We start from the raw sequence: 13,942 nt of genomic DNA, 5'->3' as shown, positions 1-13,942 counted from the left end.
CGGTGCGGGTTGCTATGGGCCATAGCGACCTTTGCCTTTCCCCGCTCCGCGCGCGCGCGGCCTACGCTGGCGGCATGCTGACAATCGAGAAAACAAGCGAACAAACCGTCGATGGAATCATCGGTGAACTGGCCATGCCCGAATCCGAGCCACGACGCGCCGCGCGCGCCCTGTACTGGAAGGGCTGGCGCATTTCGTCCATCGCCCGACACTTAGGGCTAAAGCGCAGCACCATCAATAGCTGGAAGCTGCGCGACGAATGGGACAAGGCGCAGGCCATCGAGCACGTCGAGGCATCGGCCGAGCTGCGCCTGGTGAAATTGATCGAAAAGGAGGTCAAGAGCGGCAGCGATTACAAGGAAATTGACTTGCTGGCGCGCACCATCGTGCAGATGGCGCGCGTGCGCCGCTATGAGCAGCCGGGCGGCAACGAGGTCGATCTCAACCCCAAGCTGGCGAACCGCAATGCCGGCCCGAAGAAGAAACCGACCCGCAACGATTTTAGCGAAGAACAGAAAATTCAGCTGCTCGACGCCTTCCAAGATTCGCTCTTCGACTACCAGAAGGTCTGGTATCGCAACGGCGACCAGCGCACGCGCGCCATCCTCAAAAGCCGCCAGATCGGCGCCACCTGGTACTTCGCCCGCGAGGCGCTGGCCGACGCCATGGCGACGGGCCGCAATCAAATCTTCCTGTCCGCCTCTAAAAGCCAGGCGCACGTTTTCAAGCAATACATCGTGCAATTCGCGCGCGAGGCGGCCGGCATTGAGTTGACGGGCGATCCCATCGTGTTGCCGAACGGCGCGCACCTGTATTTCCTGGGCACGAATGCGCGCACGGCGCAGGGCTACCACGGCAATTTCTACTTCGATGAATTCTTCTGGACACAGAACTTCCAGGAACTCAACAAGGTGGCCTCGGGCATGGCCATCCACAAGAAGTGGCGCAAGACCTACTTTTCCACGCCATCCTCGACCACGCACCAAGCCTACCCGTTCTGGACGGGGGAGCTGTTCAACAAGCGCCGGGCCAAGGCCGACCAGGTGAATATCGATGTGAGCCATGGCCGCCTGTCGTCGGGTTTTACGGGCGAGGACAAAATCTGGCGCCAGATCGTCACCATCCTGGACGCCGAGCGCGGCGGCTGCAACCTGTTCGACATCGACGAGCTGCGCAACTTCGAATACAGCCCCGACCAGTTCGACAACCTGCTGATGTGCAACTTTATCGACGACTCGGCCTCGGTCTTTCCCCTGGCCGAGCTGCAGCGCTGCATGGTCGATTCCTGGGTGGAATGGGACGACTACAAGCCCTTGCTGGGCCTGCGCCCGTTCGGCAACCGGCCCGTATGGATCGGCTATGACCCGGCCTTGAACGGCGACAGCGCCGGCTGCGTCGTGCTGGCGCCGCCCATGACGGCCGGCGGCAAGTTCCGCATCCTGGAGCGCCACCAGTGGCGCGGGCAGAGCTTTGAAGACCACGCCGACGCTATCCGCCAAATGACGCAGCGCTACAACGTCGAATACATCGGCATCGACACGACCGGCATGGGCATCGGCGTGCTGCCCATCGTGCGCGGCTTCTTCCCGGCCGTCACGCCGCTGAACTACTCGCCCGAAGTCAAAACCCGCATGGTCTTGAAGGCGAAAAACATCATCAGCAAGGGCCGGCTGGAGTTTGACGCCGGCTGGACCGACATCGCGCAATCCTTTATGGCCATCCACAAGACCCTCACCCCCAGCGGGCGGCACGTGACCTATGTCGCCGGCCGCAGCGATGAAACCGGCCACGCCGATCTGGCGTGGGCCTGCATGCACGCCCTCGATCACGAGCCCTTCGAAGGCACCACCGACAACCACCACTCTTTCATGGAGATTTATTCTTGAGCAAAGCACGACACTTGCGCGGCCGGCAGGCCCAGGGCGCGCCATCAACAGCGGCCACGGCGCCGGCCGCCGCCGGCATCGAGGCGTTTTCCTTCGGCGATCCGACGCCCGTGCTCGAGCACGCCGACATTCTCGACTGCTTCGAATGCTGGAAGAACGGCCACTGGTACGAGCCGCCCGTCAACCTGGCGGGCCTGGCCAAGTCCTTCAATGCCGGCGTGCACCACAGCAGCGCGATCCACTTCAAGGCCAATGTGCTGGCGTCTACGCTGATCCCCAGCAAGTATTTGTCGCGCGACGCCTTCAAGCGCATGGCGCTGGACTTCCTGACGTTCGGCAATGCCTACCTGGAGGACCGGCCCAGCCGCAGTGGCAAGGCGCTGGCGTACCAGCACGCGCTGGCCAAGTACATGCGGCGCGGCGTCGATCTGGATACCTATTTCTTCATCAATGGCTACCAGGCCGTACACCAGTTCGACAAGGGCAGCGTCTTCCACCTGATGGAACCGGACGTGAATCAGGAGCTGTACGGCGTGCCGCAGTACCTGAGCGCGCTGCAATCGGCCTGGCTCAACGAGGCGGCCACCTTGTTCCGCCGCAAGTACTACAAGAACGGCTCGCACGCCGGTTTCGTGTTCTACATGACGGACGCCGCCGCCAACACGCAGGATGTGGACAACCTGCGCCAGGCCATGCGCGACAGCAAGGGGCCGGGCAACTTCCGCAACCTGTTCATGTACGCGCCGAACGGTAAGAAGGATGGCATCCAGATTCTGCCGGTGTCGGACGTGGCAGCCAAGGACGAGTTTTTCAACATCAAGAGCGTCACGCGCGACGACCAGCTGGCCGCGCACCGCGTGCCGCCCCAGCTCATGGGCATCCTGCCGAACAATGCCGGCGGCTTCGGCGCCGTCGAGCCGGCCGCGCGCGTTTTCGCGCGCAATGAGCTGGTGCCGCTGCAGGCGCAGTTCGAAGCGATCAACGAGTGGGCCGGCGTGGAAGTGGTGCGTTTCGCCCCGTATGACCTGGCCAAGGGCGGGGAGGGCGCGCAATGAGCGACCATGTCGACAACACCGACAAGATCATCTTTGCCGAAGTGGCGCGTGGCCTGGCCGCCGTGCGCGGCCGGCCCGCCCTGGTGGCGCATGGCTGCTGCCATTACTGCGACGAGGCGCTGGCGCCCGCGCTGCTGTTCTGCGGCGTGGACTGCCGCGACGATTACGACAAGGAGCAGGCGGCCAAGGCGCGCGCCGGCCGGGCAGGATGAGCGCCACGCCGCGATAGCCGGTAGGGCAGGGCCGCGACAGTCTCGCCGCGCCAGCGCGCCCCAGCCACCGCACAAGCCGCCCACGAGGCGGCTTTTTCACGTCCCGACGATTGATGTTGCGCCAAAGGCAAGAAAAAAGCCCATTTCGGCGCGGCGCGCGCAGTTGTCCCCCCTCCACACCTGCCCGCTATATAGGGCTCTTTTGACTCAAATTTGCGCCATGGCCAAAGGCGCATGAGGACTGGCGCGTGCCCTCAAAGATGGCAGATGCGTTTTGACGCATTTTGACTCAGTAAACGTCATATTTTCCACCATCTTAGGGGATGCACAGGACATTCTTAGTTAGCGCCTCTTAATGCTATTTGGATCACGATATTTTATGAAGTGCCTCATTAGCAATTTATACCGACCTTCTAAGCTAGCCTGATCATTGGTTGTTCTAGACATCGTATAGTAGGAAACCAATTCCGGATCTGCTGCAGCCGGATCTATTTTTTGCACATTAAATGCTTCCTTAACTTCCTTAGTAAATTCTTCTATAAAATCTCTAAGTTCATTAACCTTTTTAGGCATTTCTCGTGCAACCCAGTAATAAATAGGAATGCTTCCTTGTGATGCTAGTAATGGATCTTTGTCGTTAAATTCCTTAGCTAAAAGATCTAAAACTTGTATTACTTTATCTCTTGCGCGTGCATAGGGATCAATTTCAGTATTAACCTTTCCCGGATTGTCTTCTTCCCATTTTGCCGCTGACTCAGCCAAATCATTTAGATTTTTTGATTTTGTGTCAACGAATCCTTCTCTCAACTCAATTAGTAACAACTTTGCAGCAAGGTTATGCTCCTGCATGCGTTGAGTTCCAAATTTAATTTTCCGCTGAAAAAATGGGTGTAAAACCAAGTCTCTTAAGATCGGTGGGATCGGGCCTTTCATCGCGTTTCGACGTTCGGAACCGTTTGCAGCTTCTCCACTATTTAAACGTACAAATAGTTCTTCAATTTTATGCGGTTCGTCAGTAAGTACGTTCATGACGGATGGCGTGAAATTCTGTATTTTTTCGACTAGCCAAGCAGCTTTAGTACTCACCTGAGAGTATTTGAGGCCAGCCATATTTAGATCTGGATGACCATCCAGAACAAATGAAGCATTTAAAGGAACTTCATCAGCAAAGAAATCAAAAATGGCTTGCATCCGTTGTTTGCCATCAATGATTGAAAGCGCTTTTGTCTGTTTTTTCATTCGTGCAGAATGATGCTCTACAGATGTAGCGACATAAAATTTTGGTACGTCAAAATCATTTAATATGGAATCGATGAGATGAGCACGTTTCCACTTGCTCCAAATCTCACTTTTTCGCTGATATGGCGGAGCCATGTCAATTCGACCGCTTAGGTATTGTTCATACCACCAGCGCAAATTTCTTTCTTCATAAGGTTCGACTTTAAACATATTAGACCCTGAATCCTCTAAAACGCTTAATTTCCATAGCTAGCCCGTGTAGATCTGGATATGAGACAGAATCGGTATATCCAATACGCAAAAGCAATGTTAAAAGTTCGGAAATTTTATCTTTATCAATCACAATTTTTGTGAGACTTCCAAGCGGGAACTTATTCGTATCAAACTGCTGCTCCATCGGTGTTGTATCTTTGCCAAAAATTGTAAAGACACCTCGTTGAGCAAACATCCTAGCATTATTTGAAGCGCCAAGTATGGCCGCAGGTCTCTCGTTCAGGGTGGCTAGCCCGGTTGGCTCAAGAACGTTGTTAATTACTTTACGTGGGCCGTAGTTCGTTGCTGCTGTACTTTCCGACAGAGGTCCACTGTCCCCGTGTGAAGAGTGCGCAAGGGCAATTCGATTCCAGGACACGGGGTCAAGAACCCATACTGCAGCATCTTCCGGAAACTTTCCTGTCTTTTCGTCAATGCGTGCGCTACTTAATGCGAAATATAGAGATATGAAAGGGTTGCTTGACCAATCAAGTAACCTAGTCGGTACTTGATAGTGCTGCATATAAAACAGTGTTCTTAGATCATTGTGTGATACAGCTGTTGCACTGGCTGCTGTATGAAGGACATTTTGGCGTTCGAAGTCCTCCATCATGCGCCGTTCCAAAATCAAGAGTTGAGTTATATCAACTGTTTTCGGATGTCGGTATAGAGTTGGACCTAGAGAATGTGAATTTGCAGCCCCAACACCTCTATACCAATTGCCATCGTAGGCACCTGCCCCATGTGCAAGACTTGCTTTGTTAAGTAAAGTTTCAATTTGTTTAGTGAAGGCCGTTAGCGAATCAACGTGCACTTCTTTTGGCTTACCCATTAAATCTTTCCTCCTGGCTCTTTTTCATCACGAATTTTCTTTAATTCTGGCCGAGATAGGAATTCTTGAATAGAATTTGCTACGACATGGCCTAAGATGGGCGGGACGGCGTTTCCAATCTGTCGAATATTTGTTGTTGCAGCGTGTGGAAAAACAAAGTTGTCGGGGAAAGTTTGTAATCGTGCGCACTCACGAATCGTCAAGCGACGTTTTAATTCGTAATGAAACTGAACTCTTGACTTTGCATTTGCGCGAACAGTATAACCAGGAGCATTGCGTGGACTTATTTCATCACCTTGCCCATTTCCAGATTTTGCCAATCCAGCTTTAAAATATTGGCTCTGATTGGCTACGCTTTCATCATCAATCGTCATAAGATCTCCTATTGCCCACTCTACAGAACGGTGCTTTCCTATATGAGTTGCCTTAGGTTGAATCGGATCAATTTTAATGTCTTTCCGGACAAAAACAAATATTATTCTATCCCGCGCTTGCGGTATTCCAAAATCAGGGGCAAACACTTTCCATAAAATATGCCTATACCCTGCCTGACTAAAGGAGCGATAAATTGTCTCTAAATCTTTTCCATTATTTATTCTTAAGATATGAGCCACATTTTCCGCAATGACTAACATTGGCTTATGCTGCTTAGCATACCGAGACATGGCTCGAAATAACGCGCCACGTTTGCTGTCAGATCCACCCTTTGGTCCGCATATTGAAAATTCTTGACAAGGAAATCCACCGATTAAAACGTCGCTTTTCGGCATTAATTTTACGTCTGCATTTGCCAAATCTGCAACTTCAAAATGATTTCCAATATTCAGGCTATATGTAGTATTGCAGGCTTCTTCTATGTCGTATGCTTTAACAATTTTAAAAGGTAATTTTTTAAAATTTTCTTTACCATACTTAAAGCCTCCTTGAAAACCCAGGTCAAGTCCTCCGCACCCGGCAAAAAAAGATACGACGTCGAAAGGCAAATTTTTTGCTGTCGAGGCTTCATTTTGTTGTATTTTATTTAATGGCAAGTCGCTATCCGGGAAAGTTCTCATTGCATACGCCAGTCATTGCACTGCTGAAATAGTAACACGAGTGCAAAGATCCTAATGGCAAAAAAACATCGCTCCATTGGCCTGAAAGGCATTCATAGGCAAAGTACTGGTTTTGCTGATTTGTGGCTTACTGCTGCACTATGAAAACTTGGGAGTCACCGGATTGATGAACTTCATATATGTCAAATTTCCCAATTCGAAATTTCACATTTTCCAGAGTAAGGCTCTCGTAATCACAAAAGTAAAAAAGCCACGAACCTGATGGCTGGCGGCTTAATGTAATACAAGTTTGATCGAGTATACAGTATCGGTAAGCTAATCGCGTGAGAAAAATGTGCTCCACAAACACAAAATTTGCCACATGGATGGCTGCTTGTGTGGCTGCTATAATGTCACCTTTGCGGAGCAGAAACGGGCCGCAAGCCCGCATGGTTGTTGAGTTCCTTGTCGAGCTTCCCAAGCTTACGACGAGGGTTCGATTCCCTTCACCCGCTCCATTTTTCGCTGGCGCCTGGCTTGATGCGGCGCGGCCACTTATTTCTCCATTCCCATGTCTTCTGATACCCCAGCAAACGGCCCGGCGCGGCCGATGATGTACGATCCGACCGAACACCGCATCCGCAGTTTCGTGACCCGCGCGGGACGGCTGTCTGTCGCGCAGGCGCGCGCGCTCGAGACCCTGGGGCCGCAGTTCCTCGTGCCTTTCGCCAAAGAACCGATGGATTTCGAGCAGGTGTTTGGCCGCCAGGCGCCCGTGATCCTGGAAATCGGTTTTGGCATGGGCGCGACGACCGCACATATCGCCAAAGCCATGCCGGAGAAGGATTTCATCGGTGTTGAAGTGCATACGCCCGGTGTCGGCAGCCTGTTGAAGCTGATCGGCGAAGAATCGCTGACGAATCTGCGCCTGCTGCAGCACGATGCGGTGGAAGTGCTGACGCACATGATTCCGGCCAATTCGCTGGCCGGTATCCACGTTTTCTTCCCCGATCCATGGCACAAGGCGCGCCACAACAAGCGCCGCCTGATCCAGTCGCCATTCGTCAAGCAATTGACCGATCGCCTGGCGCCGGGCGGCTATCTGCATTGCGCCACCGATTGGGAAGATTACGCAGTGCAAATGCTGGAAGTGCTGGGCGCCGAGCCCCAGTTGCACAATAGCGCCGACGGCTATGCGCCGCAACCGGCGTATCGTCCCCTGACCAAGTTTGAAAACCGTGGCTTGAAGCTGGGCCATGGCGTGTGGGATCTGGTGTTCATCAAGAAATAACCTGGCGGTTTGCCCAACTGTGCCGTTTGCACGAGAACAAGCCTGCCGCGGCGACGCCGCAGGCTTTTTTAATGCGCGCGCTATCGTGCGCTGGCTAGGCAAGGTGGGCGAATTACGGTAGTCTTATCTTTTTTGCATTGATTGATATTATGTCCAAGAAAATACTCGTGACCGGCGCATCCGGTTTCATCGGTTCGCATACCTGTGTCGAATTGCTGGCTGCCGGCTTTGATGTCGTTGCAGTGGATAATTTGTGCAATAGCGCGCGCGAAGCGATGGCGCGCGTGGAGCGCATCTCCGGCAAAAGCGTGCCCTTCTATGAAGCAGACGTGCGCGACCGCGCGGCCATGGCCGCCGTCCTGCGCGAACACGCCATCGATGCCGTGATCCATTTCGCGGGCTTGAAGGCGGTGGGCGAATCCGTGGCGCAGCCCCTGATGTATATGGACAACAATGTAACGGGCACCGTGGCCCTGCTGGAAGTGCTGGCGGCGGCGAATGTGAAGCGTTTTGTATTCAGCTCGTCGGCCACCGTGTATGGCGACCCGGAAGCCTTGCCGATCCTGGAAGCGTCGCGCCTGTCCGTGACCAACCCCTACGGCCGCTCGAAACTGATGGTCGAGCAGATCCTGGCCGATCTCGTGCATGCCGATGCACAATGGCAAGTCGGCGTGCTGCGCTATTTCAATCCGGTCGGCGCGCATGCCAGCGGCTTGATCGGCGAAGATCCAGCCGGTATTCCGAACAACCTGATGCCCTTCATCGCCCAGGTAGCCGTGGGCCGCCGGGAGCGCCTGGCCGTGTTCGGCAACGATTACGATACGCCGGATGGCACGGGTGTGCGCGACTACATCCACGTGGTCGACCTGGCGCTGGGCCATGTGGCCGCGCTGAACCGCCTGTTCTCCACCGAGGGCGGCTTTACCGTCAACCTGGGCACGGGCCACGGCTACAGCGTGCTCGACACCGTGCGCGCCTTCGAGGCGGCCAGCGGCCGCCAAGTCCCCTACGATATCGTGCCGCGCCGCCCCGGCGACATCGCCAGCTGCTACGCCTCGGCTGACAAGGCGAAGCAATTACTGGGCTGGCAAGCGCAGAAAAACATCGACGACATGTGCCGCGACCACTGGCGCTGGCAGCACCAGAACCCGCAAGGCTACGCGGCGTAAACAAGCCCGACAGATACAAAAAATCCCGCTCACACGCAAGTGTGGCGGGATTTTTTAAAAGTGCCAACAACCCAATGGCGCCTGAAAAATGTCTGGGGCTAGGCGCAAAGCCGAAGACAGTACGCTAGTACGGCGAGGCGAAGCAACAACGCCCCAGGCATTTTCTCAGGCAGCCATTATGGGTACAGGCCGCGCACTTCGCGAGCCTGCAGGACGCGCGTGCACGCCAGGATGAAGGTCGCGGTACGCATCGACACTTTCTTCTCTTGCGACACTTGCCATACCGCGTCGAACGCTTCGCGCATGATGCGGGTCAGGCGGCTGTTGATTTCTTCTTCCGTCCAGAAGAAGCTCGAGAAGTTCTGCGCCCACTCGAAGTAGCTGACGGTCACGCCGCCGGCGTTGGCCAGTACGTCCGGCACGATCAGCACGCCGCGGTCGGTCAGGATGTCGTCCGCTGCCGGCAGGGTCGGGCCGTTGGCGCCTTCCAGGATGATCTTGGCGCGGATGACTTGTGCGCGTTCGGCCGTGATCTGCTGTTCCAGCGCGGCCGGGATCAGGATGTCGCAATCGATGCCCCAGAAATCTTCGCGCGGCACGAATGCCTCGGCGCCCGGGAAGCCTTCGACGCTGCCTACTTCGGCCACGTGTGCCAGCAGTTGCGGGATGTTCAGGCCGCCGGCATGCACCACGGTGGTCTTGTGGTCTTGTACCGCGACCACTTTCGAGCCGGCTTCAGCGAACATGCGTGCAGCGACGCCGCCCACGTTGCCGAAACCTTGCACGATGACTTTCGCGCCTTCGAGCGACATGCCGACCTTGGCTGCCGCATCGCAACCGACGACGAAGACGCCGCGGCCCGTCGCATCGCGGCGGCCCAGGCTGCCGCCCAGCGAAATTGGCTTGCCCGTCACCACACCGGTCGACATATTGCCGCCGATCATGGCGTAGCTGTCCATCATCCACGCCATGACTTGTTCATTCGTGTTGACGTCCGGCGCCGGGATATCCTTGTTCGGTCCGATGATCATGCTGATCTCGCTCGTGTAGCGGCGGGTCAGGCGTTGCAGTTCGTTGCGCGACAGGGTCTTCGGATCGACACGGATACCGCCCTTGGCGCCGCCGTATGGCACGTTGACCGCTGCATTCTTGACCGTCATCCAGGCCGACAGGGCCATCACTTCCGACAGGGTCACATCCTGGTGGAAGCGCACGCCGCCCTTGCCCGGACCGCGCGACAGATTGTGCTGCACGCGGTAGCCTTCGTAGTGGGCAATGGTGCCGTCATCGCGCTCGATAGGCACGTCGACCGTCAGGATGCGCTTTGGACGCTTCAGCGTTTCCACCCAGCGCGACAGGTTGCCCAGGTACGGCGTAACGCGGTCGATCTGCTCGAGGTAGACGCCCCATGGGCCAAGGTCTTCAGGATTCAGGTAGGAAGGAAGTGCGTGCTTGCTGGTCATGCTTGATAAGCTCCTGGACAATACGAATACGTTAGAGGCACAGCCGATATGCAGCTGCGCGCAGCGGAACCGCATCGTAGGCGATAGCCTCATGCCCCGGCCAATGCTTTGTGCGCATCCGGTTATGCATTTATTGCATAGTTGTGTTGCCAGGATTGCCAGTCAGGACCGGACGGCCTCGGTGGCGCGTTTGCGGCGCTTGCCCATGCGCGCCTTGCCGTCCTGCGCCTGCACCAGGTATTGCCACAGGCTTTCGACGATCTGCTTGCCGGGACGCAGGCTCGATGGGCGTTCGCGGTACAAACGGATTTCCAGCTCGATTTCCCAGCCTGGCGCGCCGCCATCGGCGCGCGCCAGGTGCTTGTACTTGACGTCGCGCATGACGGCCGACTCGGGCAGGAAGGCGATGCCGCGGCCTTCCAGCGCCATCATTTTCAAGCCTTCGGCCATGTCCGTTTCATAGCAGGTTTCCAGGAACAGGGGCGCCTTGGCGTCTGCCACCAGCAATTCCACCATGCGTCCCAGATAGGCGTTGCTGGTGTAGGAGAGGAAGGGCAGCGGCTCCTTGGCGCTGCCGGGCAGGACGAAGTCGGGCACCTTGTCCTGGCCGCAGCGCGCATACGCGCGCAGGGTTTCGCGGCCCATCACCAGCATGTCGTAGCGGCCCGGATCCAGCTGCACCGGCTGGCGCGGATGGTGATAGCACAGCAGCAGGTCGCAGCCGCCATCGACCAGCTGCAGCACGGCGTCGTGCACGTTCAGCGCCATCAGGCGGCTGTTGATCGGCGCAAAACCTTCTTCCAGTGCCGTCAGCCATTTCGGCATGAAGGTCAGCGACAAAGTATGCGGCACGGCGAAATCGACGCTCGTCTGCGTGGCCGCGCGCTTGCCGCGCAACAGGGCGCGCACGCCGTTGATTTGCCCCAGCATTTCCAGCGCCTGCTCGTAGAATACGGCGCCGGCCGGCGTCAGGCGCGTCGGGTAGGACGTGCGGTCGACCAGGTCGATGCCGAGCCAGTTTTCCAGCGACTGGATGCGCCGCGAGAATGCTGGCTGAGTGACGTGGCGCAGGGCCGCGGAACGGCTGAAGTTATGCGTTTCAGCGAGCGAGATGAAGTCTTCCAGCCATTTGGTTTCCATCGCGGCAGCATTCCGTTATCAAGGGCAGAGGCAAGGTAAAGTGGTCAGGGCGTATCGGGCGATGCCGCCGGCTGATAGAGGGCGGCGGGCAGGCCGAAGAAGGACGGCGGGCCCAGGGTCGTGCCTTCGAGCGAGCCGCCCGCATTCAACGCCTTGTTGATGGCCGACAGCAAGGAGCTGCGGCTGGCCAGGTTTTGTATCAGCGCGCGCGGGCCGTTGTGGAAGGTATGCTGGGCGATATCCGCGGCGACGACAAAGATCGGCTCGCGGCGCAGGGGGGAACTCCACCCACTCGCCGTCCTCGTCCTGCGCGCAGAAGGTATCGGGCAGGGTCATGTTGTCGGCGCCGGGCAGGTGCGACACCAGCACCAGGCCGAAGGCTTCCGGCACCACGTCGGCCAGGCGGCGCACGGTGAGATCGTCCTGCACCAGTAACCGTACTTGCGCTTCCACCTCGTCTTCGGCGTCGGGCTGGGCGCCGAGAATTTTCACGGCTTGATAGATCAGGTCTGACGAGAGTGCTTCCATCAAATCTTCCATTAAATCATCTCCAGGATCATGGCGACGATTTCGTCGCCGTACGAGGCCAGTTTTTTCTCGCCCACGCCGCTCACGCCGCGCATCTGCTCGAGCGAGGTGGGTTTGGCCTTGGCGATTTCGCGCAGGGTGGCATCGACAAAAATGACGTAGGCCGGCACGTTGTGCGTGCGCGCCGTCTCCACGCGCCACCAGCGCAGCTTGTCGAAGATGGCCTGCTCGCTGGTGGACAGATCCGTCTCGACATAACCCTTCGCCACACTGGTGCTGCGTTTGCTGGTTTTTACCGGTTTCTGGTACTGGCGCAGCTGCACCTTCTGGCCGCCCTTGAGCACGGGGCGCGAGGCGTCCGTCAGTTTCAGCGAGCTGTATTGCTCATGGTCGACCGAGACGAGGCCCAGCGCGATGGCCTGGCGCAGAATCGATTTCCATTCCGCTTCGCCCAGGTCCGAGCCGATGCCGAAGACGGACAGTGCATCGTGGTGCCAGGTCTTGATGCGTTCCGATTCCACGCCGCGCAGCACGTCGATCACGTGGCCGCCGGCGAAGCGCTGGTCGACGCGGTAGATGGCCGACAGCAGTTTTTGCACGGGTACCGTGCCGTCGAACGACACGGGCGGCACCAGGCAGGTATCGCAATTGCCGCACGGCGAAGCCGGTTCGCCGAAGTATTCGAGCAATCGCATGCGGCGGCAGCTTAGCGTTTCGCACAGGCCCAGCATGGCGTCGAGTTTGACGCCCAGCACGCGCTTGAAGGTGTCGTCCGCTTCCGATTCGTCGATCATGCGCCGCTGCAGCACCACGTCCTGCAAGCCGTACGCCATCCACGCGTTGGCGGCCATGCCATCGCGGCCCGCGCGCCCCGTTTCCTGGTAATAGCCCTCGATGCTTTTCGGCAGATCCAGGTGGGCGACGAAACGCACGTCGGGCTTGTCGATGCCCATGCCGAAGGCGATGGTGGCGACCATGACGATGTTTTCTTCGCGCAGGAAGCGCGCCTGGTTGGCGCTGCGCTTGGCGTACTCCATGCCCGCATGATAGGGCAGGGCGCGGATGCCGCTCTGGTTCAGGAATTCCGCCGTCTCTTCGACCTTTTTGCGCGACAGGCAGTAGACGATGCCGCAGTCGCCCGCGTGTTCCGTGTTGATGAAGTCGAGCAGCTGCTTGCGGCCATTCGCCTTTTCCACGATCTGGTAGCGGATGTTCGGACGGTCGAAGGACGAGACGAACTGGCGCGCGTCTTCCAGCTGCAAACGCAAGGCGATTTCGGCGCGCGTCTGCGGGTCGGCGGTGGCCGTGAGCGCGATGCGCGGCACGTCCGGGAACTGCTCGTGCAGCACCGACAGCTTGATGTACTCGGGGCGGAAGTCGTGGCCCCACTGGGCCACGCAATGCGCCTCGTCGATGGCGAACAGGGAGATCTTCGAGGCCTGGAACAGGTCCAGGCAGCGCTGCGTCATCAGGCGCTCGGGCGCCACGTAGACGACGTCGATGCCGCCCGTGCGCACCAGGCGCTCGATGCGGCTCGCTTCTTCGTAGGTCTGCGTGGAATTGAGGAAGGCGGCGCGCACGCCGACTTCTTCCAGCGCATCCACCTGGTCCTGCATCAGCGCGATCAGCGGCGAGACTACGACGCCGACGCCGTCGCGCAGCAGGGCGGGAATCTGGTAGCACAGCGACTTGCCGCCGCCGGTGGGCATCAGTACCAGCGCGTCGCCGCCGTGGCTGACGTGGTCGACGATGTCGGCTTGCTGGCCGCGAAAGGCCGGGTAGCCGAAAACCGTTTGCAGCAGGTGCAGCGCGCGCTGATTAAGATCTTGATTCATAGTGCC

12 protein-coding genes are annotated in these 13,942 nt (G+C 57.5%); 5 read left to right on the top strand and 7 right to left on the bottom strand.

Annotated features, from left to right (window positions below; translation table 11 throughout):
• Window positions 1–134 precede the first annotated feature (134 nt).
• The 3 genes from JAB1_RS21870 to JAB1_RS21860 are packed head-to-tail and all read left to right on the top strand — an operon-like array spanning window position 135 to window position 3,153.
• On the top strand, window positions 135–1,886 hold the full coding sequence (locus tag JAB1_RS21870) for a terminase ATPase subunit family protein (RefSeq protein WP_254672212.1): 1,752 nt from the start codon (window positions 135–137) through the stop codon (window positions 1,884–1,886).
• Between the two features lie 14 nt (window positions 1,887–1,900).
• Window positions 1,901–2,941, top strand: coding sequence for a phage portal protein (locus JAB1_RS21865; protein ID WP_254672210.1), 1,041 nt, complete (start codon window positions 1,901–1,903; stop codon window positions 2,939–2,941).
• Entirely contained in the window at window positions 2,938–3,153 is a 216-nt protein-coding gene (locus JAB1_RS21860) for a hypothetical protein (RefSeq protein WP_070281720.1), read from the top strand. The genes JAB1_RS21865 and JAB1_RS21860 overlap by 4 nt, the downstream gene beginning before the upstream one ends.
• Before the next feature lie 342 nt (window positions 3,154–3,495).
• On the opposite strand, the gene JAB1_RS28915 is transcribed toward JAB1_RS21860, so the two are convergent.
• Genes JAB1_RS28915 through dcm form a run of 3 tightly spaced genes read right to left on the bottom strand, consistent with a single transcriptional unit; the run spans window position 3,496 to window position 6,531 of the window.
• Window positions 3,496–4,602, bottom strand: a complete 1,107-nt coding sequence (locus tag JAB1_RS28915) for a DUF262 domain-containing protein (protein ID WP_071653389.1) — start codon at window positions 4,600–4,602, stop codon at window positions 3,496–3,498.
• A gap of 1 nt (window position 4,603) precedes the next feature.
• The gene (locus JAB1_RS28910; protein WP_071653388.1) at window positions 4,604–5,476 is read right to left on the bottom strand and encodes an FRG domain-containing protein; all 873 of its coding nucleotides are present in this window, start codon (window positions 5,474–5,476) and stop codon (window positions 4,604–4,606) included.
• A complete protein-coding gene (gene dcm / locus JAB1_RS28905; RefSeq protein WP_071653387.1) occupies window positions 5,476–6,531 on the bottom strand; it encodes a DNA (cytosine-5-)-methyltransferase in 1,056 nt (351 codons plus the stop codon). The genes JAB1_RS28910 and dcm overlap by 1 nt, the downstream gene beginning before the upstream one ends.
• A 589-nt stretch (window positions 6,532–7,120) precedes the next feature.
• Here dcm and trmB point away from each other — a divergent pair.
• Both trmB and galE read left to right on the top strand, forming a co-directional pair.
• Entirely contained in the window at window positions 7,121–7,801 is a 681-nt protein-coding gene (trmB, locus tag JAB1_RS21855) for a tRNA (guanosine(46)-N7)-methyltransferase TrmB (RefSeq protein ID WP_070281719.1), read from the top strand.
• Between the two features lie 149 nt (window positions 7,802–7,950).
• Window positions 7,951–8,970 (top strand): UDP-glucose 4-epimerase GalE, encoded by a 1,020-nt coding sequence (gene galE, locus JAB1_RS21850; protein ID WP_070281718.1) that lies wholly within the window; start codon window positions 7,951–7,953, stop codon window positions 8,968–8,970.
• A gap of 176 nt (window positions 8,971–9,146) precedes the next feature.
• On the opposite strand, the gene JAB1_RS21845 is transcribed toward galE, so the two are convergent.
• From JAB1_RS21845 to recQ, 4 genes are all read right to left on the bottom strand, one after another.
• Window positions 9,147–10,433: a Glu/Leu/Phe/Val dehydrogenase gene (locus tag JAB1_RS21845; protein ID WP_034785857.1), complete on the bottom strand. Its 1,287-nt coding sequence runs from the start codon at window positions 10,431–10,433 to the stop codon at window positions 9,147–9,149.
• Window positions 10,434–10,595: 162 nt separating this feature from the next.
• A complete protein-coding gene (locus JAB1_RS21840; protein ID WP_070281717.1) occupies window positions 10,596–11,573 on the bottom strand; it encodes a LysR family transcriptional regulator in 978 nt (325 codons plus the stop codon).
• Between the two features lie 18 nt (window positions 11,574–11,591).
• On the bottom strand, window positions 11,592–12,113 hold the full coding sequence (locus tag JAB1_RS29675) for a hypothetical protein (protein WP_139144629.1): 522 nt from the start codon (window positions 12,111–12,113) through the stop codon (window positions 11,592–11,594).
• The gene (gene recQ, locus JAB1_RS21830; RefSeq protein WP_070281715.1) at window positions 12,113–13,936 is read right to left on the bottom strand and encodes a DNA helicase RecQ; all 1,824 of its coding nucleotides are present in this window, start codon (window positions 13,934–13,936) and stop codon (window positions 12,113–12,115) included. Before recQ ends, JAB1_RS29675 begins: the two co-directional genes overlap by 1 nt.
• Between the last annotated feature and the right edge of the window lie 6 nt (window positions 13,937–13,942).

It is taken from the genome of Janthinobacterium sp. MP5059B (genome assembly GCF_001758645.1).
Taxonomy (GTDB): Bacteria; Pseudomonadota; Gammaproteobacteria; order Burkholderiales; family Burkholderiaceae_D; genus Janthinobacterium; species Janthinobacterium lividum.
The sequence above is the reverse complement of the archived record's forward strand: the minus strand, read 5'-3'. Positions and strand labels throughout refer to the sequence as shown.